This window comes from Brevundimonas sp. GW821-FHT12C05, assembly GCF_058807475.1.
In genome coordinates this window covers 1618984-1635166 of sequence record NZ_JBXAQS010000001.1, presented here as the reverse complement: position 1 = coordinate 1635166, position 16183 = coordinate 1618984, and the positions used below count along the sequence as shown (strand labels likewise).

The 16183-nt window shown below is 67.9% G+C and carries 14 protein-coding genes; 6 read left to right on the top strand and 8 right to left on the bottom strand.

Annotated elements, in window-relative coordinates; genetic code table 11:
- Positions 1–21: 21 nt before the first annotated feature.
- On the bottom strand, positions 22–669 hold the full coding sequence (udk, locus tag AC1RRF_RS07795) for a uridine kinase (protein WP_492833859.1): 648 nt from the start codon (positions 667–669) through the stop codon (positions 22–24).
- A gap of 149 nt (positions 670–818) precedes the next feature.
- Here udk and AC1RRF_RS07790 point away from each other — a divergent pair, with 149 nt between their 5' ends.
- The 4 genes from AC1RRF_RS07790 to AC1RRF_RS07775 all read left to right on the top strand — a co-directional run bounded on the left by AC1RRF_RS07790 (position 819) and on the right by AC1RRF_RS07775 (position 5529).
- Positions 819–2453: a long-chain-fatty-acid--CoA ligase gene (locus AC1RRF_RS07790; protein ID WP_492834153.1), complete on the top strand. Its 1635-nt coding sequence runs from the start codon at positions 819–821 to the stop codon at positions 2451–2453.
- A gap of 4 nt (positions 2454–2457) precedes the next feature.
- On the top strand, positions 2458–3147 hold the full coding sequence (locus AC1RRF_RS07785) for a DUF1499 domain-containing protein (protein ID WP_492833858.1): 690 nt from the start codon (positions 2458–2460) through the stop codon (positions 3145–3147).
- Between the two features lie 121 nt (positions 3148–3268).
- Complete coding sequence (locus AC1RRF_RS07780) at positions 3269–4381, top strand: YjgN family protein (protein ID WP_492833857.1); 1113 nt, start codon at positions 3269–3271, stop codon at positions 4379–4381.
- Between the two features lie 2 nt (positions 4382–4383).
- On the top strand, positions 4384–5529 hold the full coding sequence (locus AC1RRF_RS07775) for a M48 family metallopeptidase (protein WP_492833856.1): 1146 nt from the start codon (positions 4384–4386) through the stop codon (positions 5527–5529).
- Here AC1RRF_RS07775 and AC1RRF_RS07770 read toward each other — a convergent pair.
- The 3 genes from AC1RRF_RS07770 to AC1RRF_RS07760 form a co-directional block, all read right to left on the bottom strand.
- Positions 5437–6342, bottom strand: a complete 906-nt coding sequence (locus AC1RRF_RS07770; RefSeq protein ID WP_492833855.1) for an MBL fold metallo-hydrolase — start codon at positions 6340–6342, stop codon at positions 5437–5439. The genes AC1RRF_RS07775 and AC1RRF_RS07770 overlap by 93 nt on opposite strands.
- A 209-nt stretch (positions 6343–6551) precedes the next feature.
- Positions 6552–6965: a protein tyrosine phosphatase family protein gene (locus AC1RRF_RS07765; protein WP_492833854.1), complete on the bottom strand. Its 414-nt coding sequence runs from the start codon at positions 6963–6965 to the stop codon at positions 6552–6554.
- Positions 6966–6967: 2 nt separating this feature from the next.
- Positions 6968–7369 (bottom strand): hypothetical protein, encoded by a 402-nt coding sequence (locus AC1RRF_RS07760; RefSeq protein ID WP_492833853.1) that lies wholly within the window; start codon positions 7367–7369, stop codon positions 6968–6970.
- Between the two features lie 417 nt (positions 7370–7786).
- On the opposite strand from AC1RRF_RS07760, the gene AC1RRF_RS07755 reads away from it, so the two are divergent.
- Together AC1RRF_RS07755 and AC1RRF_RS07750 are read left to right on the top strand one after the other, a co-directional pair.
- On the top strand, positions 7787–10651 hold the full coding sequence (locus AC1RRF_RS07755; RefSeq protein WP_492833852.1) for a TonB-dependent receptor plug domain-containing protein: 2865 nt from the start codon (positions 7787–7789) through the stop codon (positions 10649–10651).
- 153 nt (positions 10652–10804) lie between these two features.
- The gene (locus AC1RRF_RS07750) at positions 10805–11383 is read left to right on the top strand and encodes a hypothetical protein (RefSeq protein ID WP_492833851.1); all 579 of its coding nucleotides are present in this window, start codon (positions 10805–10807) and stop codon (positions 11381–11383) included.
- A 3-nt stretch (positions 11384–11386) separates the two neighbouring features.
- On the opposite strand, the gene AC1RRF_RS07745 is transcribed toward AC1RRF_RS07750, so the two are convergent.
- From AC1RRF_RS07745 to AC1RRF_RS07730, 4 genes are read right to left on the bottom strand one after another with little or no spacing between them, the layout of a single operon-like run.
- Positions 11387–11953, bottom strand: a complete 567-nt coding sequence (locus tag AC1RRF_RS07745; protein ID WP_492833850.1) for a hypothetical protein — start codon at positions 11951–11953, stop codon at positions 11387–11389.
- A complete protein-coding gene (gene metH / locus AC1RRF_RS07740) occupies positions 11950–14616 on the bottom strand; it encodes a methionine synthase (protein ID WP_492833849.1) in 2667 nt (888 codons plus the stop codon). Before metH ends, AC1RRF_RS07745 begins: the two co-directional genes overlap by 4 nt.
- A complete protein-coding gene (locus tag AC1RRF_RS07735) occupies positions 14616–15089 on the bottom strand; it encodes a hypothetical protein (protein ID WP_492833848.1) in 474 nt (157 codons plus the stop codon). Before AC1RRF_RS07735 ends, metH begins: the two co-directional genes overlap by 1 nt.
- A complete protein-coding gene (locus AC1RRF_RS07730) occupies positions 15089–16156 on the bottom strand; it encodes a homocysteine S-methyltransferase family protein (protein WP_492833847.1) in 1068 nt (355 codons plus the stop codon). The genes AC1RRF_RS07735 and AC1RRF_RS07730 overlap by 1 nt, the downstream gene beginning before the upstream one ends.
- Positions 16157–16183: the final 27 nt, after the last annotated feature.

Genomic DNA, 16183 nt, shown 5'->3' with positions numbered 1-16183 from the left:
CAAGGGCCCTGTCAGGGACCGTCAGGTCCGGACGAGCGCCGCCAGAAGCGGGTGGGCCAGGACCGGGGCGGCCAGACGGACCACAACCTGTGGATCTTCAAGGCGAACCGCTGCGGTTGCGTCGGCCACGATGAAGTCGGCGTTGACCCGCGACGGCTCGGTCAGCCGTTCATGGCCGGGACGGACGGTGCCCAGATACTGGGTGATCACCGATTCCGCCGTCCGCCCACGTTCGGCCTGATCGCGCAGCAGGCGGCGGATGAAGCGGATGTCGGCCGGGGTGTCGACGAAGACGCGGATATCGAACAGGTCGACCAGGCCCGGCGTGCACAGCACATGGGTCCCCTCCACGATCACCACCTGGGCGGCGGGCACCGGCTCGCCGCCCGGCTCGCGGCCATGGTGGATGAAGGAATAGATCGGGGCCGTGATCGTGCGCCCGGCCTTCAGCTCGGACAGGTCGCGGATCATCAGCTCGTGGTCGCGGGCGGCGACGTCGTCGAAGTCGAAGGTGTTCGGGTCGAAGTCCGGCAGGCCGGCGGCGTCGCGATAGTAGGAGTCCTCGCGCAGCAGCACCGCCGCGCCGTCGGGCAGGGCGGCGACCACGGCTTCGGCGAGTGTGCTCTTGCCCGAGCCGGAACCGCCGGTGATCGCGATGAGGATGGCCATGGGCGGCCTTCTAGGGCGGGGAAACGGCGGCGGCTAGCCCGGGGCTTTTGGCGCCTGCCTTGACCCTGCGTCACGTTGCTTATCCCCGGACGCGCCGATAGCGTGGCTGCAAGCGTCCCGGATAGCGGATGCAGAGCGTGAGGGATCGTATGCTTGGTTTGATGCAGGACTGGCCGCTGACGGTCGACAAGATCATTGATCACGCCAACAATTGGCACGGTCATCGGGAGGTCGTGACCCGGTCGGTCGAGGGGCCAATCGTCCGCACCACCTATGCGGAGATCCACGCCCGTGCGCGCCGCGTGACCAGCGTGCTGCAGAACTGGGACGTCAAGGTCGGCGACCGCGTCGCCACCCTGGCCTGGAACACCGGCCGCCATATGGAGGTCTGGTACGGCATCATGGGCATGGGGGCGGTCTGCCACACCCTGAATCCGCGCCTGTTCCCCGAGCAGCTCGCCTACATCATCAATCACGCCGAGGATAAGATCATCTTCGTCGACCTGACCTTCATCCCCCTGCTGGAGGCCGTGCTACCGCACTGCCCGAGCGTGGAGCGGGTGGTGGTGCTGACCGACGAAATGACCATGCCGGCCACCAAGCTGCCGGGCGCGGAATGCTACGAGGCCTTGCTGTCGGGCGCGTCCGAGAATGTCGTCTGGGGGGACTTCCAGGAAAACACCGCCTGCGGCCTTTGCTACACCTCGGGCACGACTGGCAATCCGAAGGGGGTGCTGTACTCGCACCGCTCGAACTTCATCCACACGCTGCTGGGCATGCAGTCGACCGTGCTGGGGGCGTCGCCGAGCGAGGTCATCCTGCCGGTGGTGCCGATGTTCCACGCCAACGCCTGGGGCATCGCCTTCGCCGGTCCGGCGGGCGGCACCAAGCTGGTCATGCCGGGCGCGCGCATGGACGGGGCCGCCATCTATGAGCTGATCGAGAGCGAGGGCGTGACCTTCTCGGCGGCCGTGCCGACGGTCTGGCAGGGGCTGCTGACCCACCTGCGCGAGAACAATCTGAAGATCCCGACGGTCAAGAAGGTGCTGATCGGCGGCTCGGCCGTGCCGGAAAGCCTGATCCGCGCCTTCCACGACGAGTTCGACATCGAGGTGCTGCAGGGCTGGGGCATGACCGAGACCTCGCCCATCGGCACCCTGTCGAACATGACGCCGGAACTGGCCGCCCTGCCATACGACGAGCAGATGAAGTGGCGGGTCAAACAGGGGCAGCCGCCGCTGGGCGTCGAGCTGAAGCTGAAGAACTACGCCGGTCAGGAAATGCCCCACGACGGGCACACCTACGGTCGTCTGATGATCAAGGGCCCGACCATCGCGGGCGCCTACTTCAAGGGCGAGGGCGGCGAGATCCTCGACAACGAGGGCTATTTCGATACCGGCGACGTCTCGACCATCGACGAGCAGGGCTTCATGCAGATCACTGACCGCGCCAAGGACGTGATCAAGTCCGGCGGCGAATGGATCAGCTCGATCGAGATCGAAAACATCGCCATGGGCCATCCCAAGGTCGAGCTGGCCGCCGTCATCGGCGCGGCCCACCCCAAGTGGGACGAGCGCCCGGTGCTGGTGATCAAGCTGCGGCCCGGCGAATCCGAGAACAAGCAGGAACACCTCGACTTCCTGCAGGGCAAGATCGCCAAATGGTGGATGCCGGACGATGTGGTCTTTGTGGACGACATCCCGCTGGGCGCCACCGGCAAGATCGACAAGAAGGTCGTGCGTGAACGGCTGAAGGACTATCGTCTCCCGACCACGGGAAGCTGAGGCCATGGCGCGAACCGCGATCAAGGGCAGGGGCGCGGTTCACGCCTTGACGGGTCTGGCGGCGGCGACGCCGTTGCTGGTGCTGCTGGCCATCGTCGTCGTGCGCGTGGGCCTTTTGCCGGTCGAGACCGGTTATGACGTCCTGACCTTGACCGTGGCGTGGGGCTTGTCGTTCGTCAGCGCCGCCGCCGGCGTGCTGGCCGTCATCCTGGCCCTGCGAAGCTTCCGCGCCCTGGGTCTCGTCGCCCTGGCGGGGCTGATCATGGGCGTGGGCTCGCTGGGCGTCTTCATCTGGCAAAAGGGGCGGCTGGCCGCCGGGCCGGTCGAGAACGTCAGCACCAACCTGACCGACATCCCCGGCTTTGGGGACAGGCGCGCGGATCGGCCCGCCGGGCTGCAGCCGGCGGTGGGTGTCGAGGCCTGCCCCGGTGCGCTCCCGGTCATGACCCAGGTCGCGCCGCAGAACGCCGCCTGGGCGCTGCAGGAGGCCGGGTTCAATCTGGGCCGCGTCGGCGTCGCCCGCGCCGACGGGAGCCGCCGGACCGTCTGGTACGGCTTCGGCTATGACGCCGTGATCCGTATCCGCCCCGGCCGTACCGATATCCGGGTAGCCGCCCGGGAGGGCCGCCCGCACGGCGGCGAAGCCTGCCGGCTGGCGACCGAGCTCAGCGCCGCCCTGCGCAGCACCGGCTGACCGGTCCAGCCGGCAAGCCGTGGCGACGGCGCCACGTTCGAGGGGGCGGCAGCATTTCCCCCCGTTGCCACCGGCCCGGCCGCTCGCTACGCCGGAACAGGGATATGCCAGGGGGACTGACGTGACGGATGTTATCGCTGAAAGCGCGCCTGAAGAGGTGGGCGAGGCCCTGACCTTCTCGACGACGCTGGAGCCCGGAAGGTTCCTCGGGTTGAGCCTGAAGAACGGCCTGCTGAACGTCATCACGCTGACCCTCTACCGGTTCTGGGGCAAGACGGAGGTCCGCCACCGGGTCTGGAAGGGCGTCCGCCTGAACGGCGAGGCGTTCGAGTACACCGGCCGCGGGGTTGAGCTGTTCATCGGCTTCCTGCTGGCCGCGTTGGTGCTGGGCGTGCCCTTCCTGGCCGTCGTGTTCGCGGTGCAGTTCGGGCACTACTGGATGAGCCTGCTGCTGTTCCCGATGTACATCGCCCTGCCGTGGCTGTGGGGCTTCGGGGTGTTCACCGCCTTCCGCTACATGGCCAGCCGCACGACCTGGCGGGGCATCCGCTTCCGGCTGAAGGGCTCGGCGGTCAATTATGGCTGGCTGTTCCTGGGCATCGGCCTGCTTGACGTCATCACCCTGGGCTGGTTCCGCCCCACCGGCGAGCGGATGCTGGCCGAGCGCATCTGGGACGAGATCCGCTTCGGCGATCGCCGCATTCGGTTCCGCATGGGCCGCTCGCAGCGGGAAGGCATCTACGGTCCGTTCGCCATCGGCTGGATCGGCAGCGTCGTCGGCTACATCGTGGTGATGTTCTTCTTCGTGGCGATCGTCATGTCGACCGGCGCTTTCCAGCCCGGGGCCGACGGTCAGGTCTCCGACCCGGGCATCATGTTCACCCTGGGCATCTACGGCGCCATGCTGGCCGCGTCGCCGTTCGTCCTGCTGATCTGGGCCCCCTATCACGCCGCCCTGCTGCGCTCGATCGCCGCCGGGGTGAGCGTGGACAACGCCACCTTCCGCCTGGATGTCCATGCCCTGTCGCTGTGGTGGCTGACGGTCAGCAATCTGTTCCTGCTGCTGATCACCCTCGGCTTCCTGATGCCCTGGGCGCAGGCGCGCACGGCCCAGTATCTGATCAAGCGGCTGAAATCCGACGGTACGGCCCGACTGAATCTGGCCCAACAGACCGAGCGTGGTCCCGGCACGGGCGAGGGTCTGGCCGACGCCTTCGGCTTCTCGGCGATCTGAAGGTGGACGCCCGCTTCTACGACGGCCTGACGGCCCAGTCCCATGTGGCGCAAGTCGAACTGGACGGAGACCTGTTGCGCATCCGGGCCGACGGGCGGGAGTTCGTGTGGCGGCTGAAAGATGTGGAGGTCGTCGTCGAGGCCGATCAGGCCCGGGTCTCCACCCGGCGCGAGCGGGACGCCCGTCTGGTCCTGCCGGTCGGAGAGTGGACGCCGCTCGCCGGTGATCGCCTGACCGAAAAGGTCCGGGCGCGCCGCCAGCGGGAATGGTGGCTGATCGGCGGGTTGACCGCGACGGCGGCGGGCGTGGTCCTGTTCGTCACCGTGGGCGTGCCTGCGTTGTCCGGCCCCATCGCCCGCGCCACGCCCGTGTCGATGGAAGAGCGCATGGGCGACAACATCAACGGCCAACTGTCGCACGTCTTCCCGACGTGCAAGGATTCCGCCGGCCAGCGCGTGCTGGCGCAACTGGGTGATCGCATCGCCGCCGAGGCGGACACGCCGTTCGATATCCGGGTTCGCGCCGTGGACGCGCCCATGGTCAACGCCCTGGCCATGCCGGGCGGACGCATCCTGATCACCGATGACCTGATCCGTCAGGCGGAGACGCCGGACGAGCTTTCGGCCGTCATCGCCCACGAGGTCGCCCACGTGGAGAAGCGCCACGTGATGCAGGCCGTCTGGCGCAATTTCGGCATCGGCATGCTGCTGGATCTGGTGGTCGGCGGCGGCACGGGCGCGGGCCAGCAGGCCGTCATCCTGGCGGGGCAGGCTTCAGAGCTAAGCTACAGCCGTTCCGCCGAGGCCGAGGCCGACGCCCGCGGGCAGGCCTTGCTCCAGGCCGACGGCCTCTCGTCGGAGGGCATGGCGCCCTTCTTCGAGCGGCTGGCGGGCAAGGGCGAGTCCAGCGAGCTGGACCAGGCCGCCGAATTCATGGCCACCCATCCCGATTCCGTACGGCGCGCCCGCGCGGCGCGCGCCGCCGCCCGGCCGGGCCGGAGCGCCTTGAGCCCCGAGGAGTGGCGTCTGGTGAAGGCGGCCTGCGCGGCCGAGGAATCAGGCAATCCGGTAAATCGCCTGAAGCGTCGGCTCGGGCTCGGCGACGACGCGCCCGTCGCGGACCAGCGCGTTGAGGTGCGCCCACACTGACAGGGAGGCCGCCGGCCATAGCCGGCTGTCCACAGCGGCGTAGAGCACCGGCACCATCTCCGCGATGGTCCGGTCGCCCGCCCGCAGTCGCGCCAGGACCTGCGCCTCACGCTCCAGCCGATGGGCGCGATAGGCGGCCAGGAACGGGGCGGGCTCCGTCACCGGCGCGCCGTGGGTCGGCCACAGAGTGTCGAACTCCCGCGCGATCACCGCATCCAGGCTGGCCATGTAGTCGGTCATGTCCCCGTCGGGCGGGGCGACCACGGTGGTCGACCAGCCCATGACGTGATCACCGCTGAACAGGGCGTTCTCCTCGGCCAGGACGAACGCCATGTGATTGGAGGCGTGCCCGGGCGTGGCCATGGCTTCCAGCGTCCAGCCGTCGCCCGCGATCCTCTCGCCGCCGGTCAGGATCACATCCGGGGCGAAGGTCTCGTCGTCATCTTCATCCAGCGCGGATGAAGCGTGGATCGTGCGCAGCGGGGGGCGGGCGGCCAGCACCGGCGCCCCGCCGACAGCCTCGGCGAAGGGGCGGGCCAGGGGGGCATGATCCCGGTGGGTGTGGGTGACCAGTACGTGGCTGACCGTCTGGCCGTTCACCGCCGACAGCAGGGCCGTGAGGTGGGCGTCGTCCAGCGGGCCCGGATCGATCACCGCAACGCCGGCGCCGGGCGCATCACGGCCGACGATATAGGTGCCGGTGCCCGTGAAGGTGAACGGTCCGGGATTGGCGGCCACCACCCGCCGGATCAGCGGCGAGACCCGGTCGCTGCGACCGTACTCGAAGGAAAAGTCCCGAACGAAGGGGATCAAGCGGGCCTCCCGGCGTGGCCCGGGGTTTGCGTTAGGGTTCTGTAAACCTTCCGCGGAGTCCCCGATATGGCCGTTTCCATAGCTTTGGCTGTTTCAAATCGGCTTCTGCCCATCGCCGGAGCCTTCCTCTGTCTCATGGCGGCGCAGTTGGCGGTCGCCTCGTGCACGCCGGAGCCGGCGCCCTATGCGTCGCGCATTGCGGTCGTCCGCTAAAGCGGCAGGCGGCTGAGGTCGTAGCCGGCGGCCGCGGCGGCCTCGCGCAGGGCGTCGGGATCGGCGCCCTCCTGTCGCTGGGCGATGGCCCAGGCGACAGTGGAGCGCATGCCGGAGCGGCAGAACATCAGGGTGCGCACGCCGCGGTCTGAATCGGCCTTCAGACGATCCGCCACGGCCGCGACGGCTTGCTCATCGGGCATGCCGCGCACCGGCGCGTGGAGATAGCTCAGCCCCGCCGCGAGGGCCGCCGCTTCGATCTCGGCTGACGAAGGCTGACCGGCTTCCTCATCGTCGGGACGGTTGTTGATGATCGAGCCGAAGCCCTGCGCCGTGAGCGCGGAGAGGTCTTCCGGGAGCAGCTGCGACGCGGTGCTGACGTGAGGCGACAGAGGTTTGGGGGCAGTCATGGTCATTGCCTCCGGACGCGGACAGCGCCGCTGTGACCGACGACCAGCAGATAGCTGCCCATGGCCGCGCGCCGCACCCGAACAGTCTCGCCGGCGCGGTTGTTGATGCGGACGCGGTCCGTGTCGACCTGGGTCCAGGTGTTGCCGTCGGCCAGCACGAAGGTCCAGCGTCCGTCGCCCGCCTGGGTGGCGCGGGTCAGGGTCGTCTCGATCGCATCGATACGGTCCTGGGGCCTCGGGGGCAGCAGGACGTCGGCGGGGGCGTCGGTCGAACCGAAGGCTTGGCGTCGCGCCGCCGTCGCCTGGGTCCGGTCCACCAACAGGATCTCCCCGCTGCGCAGAGCGGTTTCCAGCTCCAGCGCGGTCCGGTCAAAGCAGCTGAGCCGCTCGCTCGCGACAGACATCGTCCGGCAGCTGGACAGGTTGGCGATCGCCGGCGACCCGACGGGCGCCGCCTCTTGAGCATTCGTCGGAGTCGCTATCGCGAAAGCGAGGACGACGAGCGGGGCGCTCAAGACTCTGACGACCATAGGATCCCTCCACTGTGAACAATGCGGCGTCGTTCTTGTCGCAGGCCGCGTCTGTTTGGGCCAGCCATAGTTGCTTTAACAGACCAGCCATCGTCGCTGTAACGGATCGTGTCTAGAATGCGACACCCCGCTGACGTCGGCATTACAGCAGTGTAATTTTCTAGCGCAGCAGGCGAGTCGGTGCCTAACTCGGCAGGATTGGGGCGGCATTCGTTTGCCGCAGGGTCAATATTTACGCAGCCAACGATGCCCTCACCAAGCTGGTGACTGGCATTAAGAGGGGAGATTCACTTGAAATTCCAACACAACCGCCGCCGCCTGCTGGCGACGACGATCATCGCAGGGGCCTCGGCGCTCGCTTTCGCTGCGCCGGCCATGGCGCAGGATGCCGAGCCGACCTCCATCGATGACGTCGTGGTCACCGGCTCGCGCATCGTTCGACAGGACTATGTAGCCAACAGCCCGATCTCGACCGTGACGGCCGAGCAGATCCAGGCCCGCGGCGACGTGAACGTCGAGCAGATCCTGAACCAACTGCCGCAGGTCGTGCCCGGCCTGTCCGCCAACTCCAACAACCCGTCCAACGGTTCGGCCACGGTCGACCTGCGCGGCATCGGGCCGAGCCGGACGCTGGTGCTGGTCAACGGCCACCGCTTCGTCCCCTACGACAAGAGCAACGCGGTCGACCTGAACAGCATTCCCGCCGCTCTGATCGAGCGCGTGGAAGTGGTCACCGGCGGCGCCTCGGCCACCTACGGCTCCGACGCCCTGGCCGGCGTGGTGAACTTCATCTTCAAGCGGAACTATGAAGGGTTCGGCTTCAACACCCAGTACGGCATCTCGGGCTACGGCGACGGCGAGCAGTTCGACGCCTCGATGACGTTCGGCGCCAACGTGGCCGACGGCCGCGGCAACGTCACCGGCTTCGTCGGCTATGCGGATCGCGATGGCTTCCTGCCGAACGAAGATCGACCCTGGTCGCAAGTCAGCAACGCCGGCGGTTCCGGCACCGGCATCTACGGTGGTCTGAACAACCTGGGCACCAACCCCTATACGGCCGCAGGCTGTCCGACGGCCAACCCGTGCCGTCGTTCGTTCCGCACCCCGGGCGTGCCCGGTCCGTTCAACAACACCCTCGGCGGAACCGGCGATCGCTATGACTTCGCCCCGGTCAACCTGCTGCAGTCGCCGTCGGAGCGCTTCAACCTCGCGCTGATGGGTCACTACAAGGTTCTCGACAACGTCGAGGCGTTCGCGGAAGTCTTCTACACCGACACCCGCAACAACTCGCAGCTGGCGCCGACCCCGGCGACCGGCATCGAGATTCCCGTCAGCAACTTCTTCGTTCAGAACTCTCCGGCGCTGCTGGCCTACGCCAACACCCGCCCCAACCCGGCCCTGCCGCTGAACTTCGACCGCCGGATGGCCGAGGTCGGCGCCCGCGTCCAGCTGAACAACACCGACGTCTATCAGATCAACACCGGGATCCGGGCCGACCTGAGCGACAACTGGCAGCTGGAAGCCATGTACAGCTATGGCCGCACCGAGCTGACCACCTCCATCCAGAACGACGTCTCGCGCTCGCGCCTGAACGCCGCCCTGGCCGGCGGCGGCACGGCGACCCAGTGCGCCCCGGCCGTCCGACTGCTGTTCCCGACCTGCGTGCCGATCAATCTGTTCGGCGCCGGTACGATCACGCCGCAAGCCGCCGCGTTCGTGCGCCTGAACTTCACGGACCGCAGCATCTTCGAGCGCAACAACGTTCAGCTCAACCTGACCGGAACGCTGCTTGAACTGCCGGCGGGCCCCCTCGGCTTCGCCGCGGGCGTCGAGTATCGCGAAGACAGCCTGGGCTTCACTCCGGATGACGCCAAGAACGCCGGCGACATCTACGGCTTCAACGCCGAACGCGCCGTCCAGGGCAGCTCGTCCTCGAAGGAAGCCTATTTCGAAGCCGCCATCCCGCTGCTTCGTGACGCGCCCTTCGCCAAGTCGCTGGAACTGGAAGTGGGCGCCCGCTATTCGGACTACAGCACCGTTGGCGGCGTCTGGTCGTACAAGTTCGGCGGTTCCTGGGAGCCGGTCGACAGCCTGCGCCTGCGCGCCCTCTATCAGCGCGCCAGCCGGGCCCCGAACGTGTTCGAACTGTTCCAGGCCAACGACCAGGGCTTCCCGGCCGTTCTGGACCCCTGCACCACCGTCAACCCGAGCACGGGCGCCGCGCGCACCCTCAGCACGGGCGTGCGGAACTTCTGTACCGCTCAGCTGGGCTTCGATCCGGTCGCCAGCGGCTTCGTCGCGCTGAACACCCAGACGGAGTCCTTCTTCTACGGCAACCCCGGTCTGTCGGAAGAGAAGTCGGATACGGTGACCCTGGGCGCCGTCTGGCAACCGACCTCCATTCAGGGTCTGTCGGTGTCGCTGGACTACTACCAGATCAAGGTCGAGGACTATATCGGCACGATCTTCGGCGGCGTTTCGGGCGTTGTCTCGCAGTGCTTCGCGGCGGGCGCGGCGGCTTCGGCCACCACTCCGACCGCGGTCTCGGCGGTCGCCGAGTGCAACAACGCGGGCATCGGCCTGCCGCTCATCTATCGTGACCCGGCCGGCAACCTGAAGGCGCGTGCGCCTCTGGGCAACGTGTCGGCGCTGGAAACCAGCGGCGTCGACTTCTCGACGCGTTACGGCTGGACCGTGCCGTGGGGCGGCGGGATGTGGGGCGACAAGCTCGACGTCGCGTTCAACCTGACCTGGCTGGACAAGTATGAGCTGGACGGCATCGACTACGCCGGGACGGCTGGCGCCTACAACATCAGCGCCACCCTGCCGGAATGGAAGGCCAACCTCTCGCTGGGCTACGATGTCGGTCCGGTGCGTCTGGCCTATTCGGGCACGTTCATCGATGCTCTGGACAACCAGGGCAACATCCCGGCGATCGGTGACCCGTCGGGTTACTCGACCGTTGACTCGTACTGGTACCACGACATCAGCGCGACCTGGCAGGCCACGGACAGCATCGAGATGTTCGGCGGTATCCGGAACCTGCTGGATGAAGATCCGCCCGTCTTCGACAACGCGAACGACGGCAACACCGATCCGAACACGTATGACGTGAACGGCCGGTACTTCTTCGTCGGCGCTCGCCTGAAGTACTAAGACCTGAAGAAACGTGCGTAAGATCGGGCGGCGGGGCTTCGGCTCCGCCGCCTTTTTCTTTGAGCCGCGCATGCCGTAGAAAAACCACCGGGGCGCTTCAGGCGTTGCCGTAACACTCCGGCCCACGCGGTCGCCATTCAGATGCCTGTCTCCATGATCGCCAGCGTTCTCGCCGCCCTGTTCCTGATCCAGACCCCGCCCGCGCCTCAGGACGGTCCTGTCGTCACGGCTCCGCGCCCCGTCGAGGCCAATGACGGTCCCATCGTCACCGCCGCGCCGGCGGGGGGCGAGACGATCGACTCCCTGCGGTTCCGGGAGGCCGTGGCCTATGGCAACGACCTGCCGCGCGGTGCGCCGCAGAGTGACTATCCGCTGGTCGCCTGGTGCGAGGCCCTGGTGAACGGACACGTGGCTCTGGGCGAAACGCTGACTGACCGCGATCCGCTGGATCTGGACATTATCCGCCTGGGCAGGTTGGAGGCCTCCGACTTCCATTCGGCGCTGCAGGTCGCCGAGCCGCGCCAGACGGCCGCCACCCGCGCCGCCGCGCGCGCCGCCGCCGCCGAGGCCGCCGCCAAATGGACGCCGCTCATGGAACAGAGCGAAGCCGCGCGCAGCCAGGCCTTCGGGCTGTTCTTCGGCCTGCCGGGGCGTTGCGAACACGCCGCCCGCCGCATCCGCGAGAACATCACCACGCCGCCGGCCACGCCGCGCGACGTCGGGCTGGAGTAGACTCTAGCGGGGGGACCGGTTCCCGCGATCCCGGGGCAGATGAAGGCGAACCTCGGTGACTCCGGGCACGCCTTCGCGGTCCGCCGCTTTCAGCAGGCCGTCGATCCCCTCGGCGCCGAGGTCGCACAAGACCGCACGCCGGTCGCCCACACGCAGGCCAAGACGCGTCCCGCGCGGCTCCAACCTGGTGATCTCGGCCCATGCAAATGCGCGGGGCGGGAGGAGCAGCCGAGCCTGTTCGATCCCCTTGCGGTCCCAGCGGACCCGCTCGCGAGCCCCGGCGGCGAAGAGATAGAGGCCTGTCGCGATGAGGGCGGCCACCAGGCCAAGCCAGGGCCAGAGCTGGCCGGGCCGCTCGTGGGCGCGGGACAGGAACCCCAGTCCGCCGAAGATCAGGCCTGCCGCGAGGGCGAACAGGCCGAAGCCCACCTGAATGCCGGTATTGCGGACCGTCTGCCGGGCGCGAGGCGGAACCAGTCGGTCCGCGAGCAGCATCGCACCGAGGACGAGCGCTGCCATCAGGCCGAGGACGGCGGCGATCACCAGCGGCGCCGCCAGCCAGCGCATCATGCCGCCGCCGTCCGCGCCACGGCGTTGGGATCGTAGTTGAGGATGGGCGAGAGCCAGCGCTCGGCGGTCGCCACGTCCCAGCCCTTGCGGCGGGCGTAGTCCTCGATCTGGTCGCGGTCGATCTTGCCGACGCCGAAATAGTGGCTTTCCGCATGACCGAAATAGAGGCCGGAGACCGAAGCGGGCGGCGTCATGGCAAAGCTCTCGGTCAGTTGCATTCCCGCATTGGATTCTGCCTGCAAGAGGCTGAACAACGTCGCCTTTTCGGTGTGGTCCGGTTGGGCCGGGTAACCGGGGGCGGGGCGGATGCCCTGATAGGTTTCGGCGATCAGGTCGTCGACACTGGTCTGTTCGTCGGGGACGTAACCCCACAGCTGGGTGCGGACCTCCTTGTGCAGCCGCTCGGCGAAGGCCTCGGCCAGGCGGTCGGCCAGGGCCGTGGCCATGATGGCCGAATAGTCGTCGCCCTTCGCCTTGAACTCGGCGGCCTTCTCCAGCTCGCCATGGCCGGCGGTGACCGCGAAGGCGCCCAGGAAGTCCTCGCCGTCCTTGGCCACGAAGTCGGACAGGCACAGGTTCGGCTTGCCGTTGGTCTTGGCGATCTGCTGGCGCAGGCCGTGGAAGCGGGCGGCCTCGACGGTGCGGCTGTCATCGGCCCAGACCACGATGTCGTCGCCGCGCGCGTTGGCGGGCCAGAAGCCGACCACGCCCTTGGCCGTGAACCACTTCTCCCGGACGATGCGCTTCAGCATCGCCTGGGCGTCCTTGAACAGGTCCTTGGCCGCCTCGCCGACGATCTCGTCCTCGAGGATCAGCGGGTAGCGGCCGATCAGCTCCCAGCTGGCGAAGAAGGGGGTCCAGTCGATGTGGTCGGCCAGGTCCTGCAGGTCCCAGCCGTCGAAGGCGCGCACGCCGAGGAAGGACGGACGCGAGGGCAGGGGCGTCGCCGCCTGCGGCTTGAAGCGGTTGGCGCGGGCGACGGGCAGGGCGGCGCGCGCCTTGACCTCCTGACCCCGGGCGAACTGCTCGCGGATACGAATGTATTCGTCGCGGGTGGCGGCCTCGTTCTTCGCCTTCTCGGTCGGCGACAGCAGGCCCGCGACCACGCCGACAGCGCGCGAGGCGTCGATAACGTAGGTGGTCGAGCCCCGGTGATAGGCGGGCTCGATCTTCACCGCCGTATGGGTCCGGCTGGTGGTGGCCCCGCCGATCAGCAGCGGGATCGACATGCCGCGCCGCTCCATCTCCGAGGCGACGAAGACCATCTCGTCCAGCGAGGGGGTGATCAGGCCCGACAGGCCGACGATATCGCAGTTGTTGGCCACCGCCTCGTCGAGGATGCGGTCGGCCGGAACCATGACGCCCAGGTCGATGACCTCGTAGTTGTTACACTGCAGGACCACGCCGACGATGTTCTTGCCGATGTCGTGGACGTCGCCCTTGACCGTCGCCATCAGGATGCGGCCCGCCTGCCGGCGGGGCTGGCCGGCCTTTTCGGCCTCCATGAAGGGTTCCAGCCAGGCCACCGCCTGCTTCATCACGCGGGCGGACTTCACCACCTGCGGCAGGAACATCTTGCCCGATCCGAACAGGTCGCCGACCACGTTCATCCCGTCCATCAGCGGACCTTCGATGACGTGCAGCGGGCGTTCGACGCCCAGGCGCGCCTCCTCGGTGTCGGCCTCGATGAACTCGGTGATGCCGTGGACCAGGGCGTGGGCGATACGCTGGCCGACGGGCTGTTCGCGCCATTTCAGATCGACGACGCGGGCCGCGCCCTTCTCACCCTTGTAGTTGGGCGCCATGTCCACCAGCCGCTCGGTGTTGGACACATTGGTCCGCTGCGGCCGGTTCAGGATCACGTCCTCGACGGCTTCGCGCAGGACCGGGTCGATGTCGTCATAGACCGGCAGGTCGCCCGCGTTGACGATGCCCATGTCCATGCCCGCCGCGATGGCGTGGTACAGGAAGACCGAGTGGATCGCCCGGCGCACCGGCTCGTTGCCGCGGAAGCTGAACGAGACGTTCGACACCCCGCCGGACACCCGCGCATAGGGCAGCGAAGCCTTGATGACCTTCGTCGCCTCGATGAAGTCGACGGCGTAGTTGTCGTGCTCCTCGATCCCCGTCGCCACGGCGAAAATGTTGGGGTCGAAGATGATGTCCTCGGGCGGGAAGCCGACCTCGTCCACCAGGATCCGGTAGGCGCGGGTGCAGATCTCGATCTTGCGCGCGGCGGTGTCGGCCTGACCCACCTCGTCGAAGGCCATGACCACGACGGCGGCGCCGTATCGCAGGCATTTGACGGCGTGCTCGCGGAAGGCCTGCTCGCCCTCCTTCATCGAGATGGAATTGACGATCGGCTTGCCCTGGACGCACTTCAGGCCCGCCTCGATCACCTCCCATTTGGAGCTGTCGATCATTACCGGAACGCGGGCGATGTCGGGCTCGGCCGCGATCAGGTTGAGGAAGGTGCGCATGGCGACGGCGCCGTCCAGCAGGCCCTCGTCCATGTTGATGTCGATGATGGCGGCGCCCGCCTCGACCTGCTGGCGCGCCACGTCCAGCGCCGCGCCATAGTCGCCCTCGACCACCAGCTTGCGGAATTTGGCCGAGCCGGTGACGTTGGTCCGCTCGCCGACGTTGATGAAGACGGGACGCATCAGGCTTTACCGGGAACGAGCGGAGGCAGGGTGTGGACGTCGACCCGCCGGATCTTGAGGCGTAGCCAGTGCCAGAGCGAGTACTGGCCGTCGCGTAGCCAGGTGCGCAGACCGCGCGAGTCCAGGCGATAGAGGTGGTAGATTACGCCGGTGCGCCGGTCGCGAGCCTCGCGCACCCGTCCGTCCCGAACTGCATCCAGCGTCGCCAGAAGCTGGTTCAGGTCGGCCACCGCCGGATCGATCTGGTCGGTCCAGATGTCGCCGAGCGAATATTCCAGCTCACCGCCTTCGAGCGACAAGGCCACGGCGCGATGCGCCTTGGTCAACGCCTTGATGCGAAGCTCGAAGGCGTCGCCATCGCGCTCGAACTCATGCGCCACCGTCTCGGGAAGAGAGCGCGCGAAGGCCTCGACCGCGTCCACGAAGGCGCTGATCTCATGCGGCGCATTGGCGTTCAGGCGCAGGGCGGTCATCAGGACGCCAGTTCGAACGGTTCCAGCCCGCTCAGCCGCATGGCCACCGGCCGTTCCGGGACGACCCGCGTCGGCACGCCCGCGACCTCCTTGGCCACATGCTGGATATGCTCCGGCGTCGTGCCGCAGCAGCCGCCGACGATGTTGACCAATCCGGACCGCGCCCATTCCTCGATGAAGTGGGCGGTCTCGTGCGGCTGCTCGTCGTACTGGCCCATGGCGTTGGGCAGGCCGGCGTTGGGGTAGGCGGCGACCAGGGTGTCGGCGACGCGGCTCAGCTCGGCGATGAAGGGCCGCATAAGCTCGCCGCCCAGGGCGCAGTTGAAGCCGATGGCGAAGGGCTTGGCGTGGCGCACGCTGTTCCAGAACCCCTCGGCCGTCTGGCCCGACAGGGTGCGGCCCGAACGGTCGGTGATGGTGCCCGAAATCCAGATCGGCAGCGGCTCCAGACCCTCGTCCTCCAGATCCTTGATCGCCTTGATGCAGGCCTTGCAGTTCAGCGTGTCGGTGATGGTCTCGATCAGATAGAGGTCGACCCCGCCCTCGTGCAGCGCCTTCACCTGATGGCGGTAGGCCTCATAGACCTGGTCGAAGGTCACCAGCCGGGCGCCGGGATCGTTCACGTCCGACGACATCGACAGCATCTTGTTCAGCGGCCCGATGGCGCCGGCGACGAAGCGTGGCTTGTGCGGCTCCTTCTGCGTCCAGCGGTCGGCCGAGGCGCGGGCCAGCTTGGCCCCCTCGAGGTTGATGTCCCACACCGCCTCGGCGTCCAGGTGGTAGTCCTCCTGCGCGATGACCGTGGCCGAGAAGGTGTTGGTCTCGCTGATATCGGCGCCGGCGGCGTAATACTGGTCGTGCAGGTCGGTGATGACGTCCGGGCGGGTGATGCACAGGATGTCGTTGTTGCCCTTCATCTGGCCCGGATGGCCGATGAAGCGGTCGCCGAGGAAGTCGGCCTCGTCCAGCCCGCGGCGCTGGATCATCACGCCCCAGCTGCCGTCCAGCACCAGGATGCGGTCCTTCGCGGCGGCGTGCAGGGCGGCGATGCGTTCGGCGCGAGTCATGCCTGGCGATTCCCGTAGGCGACGAGC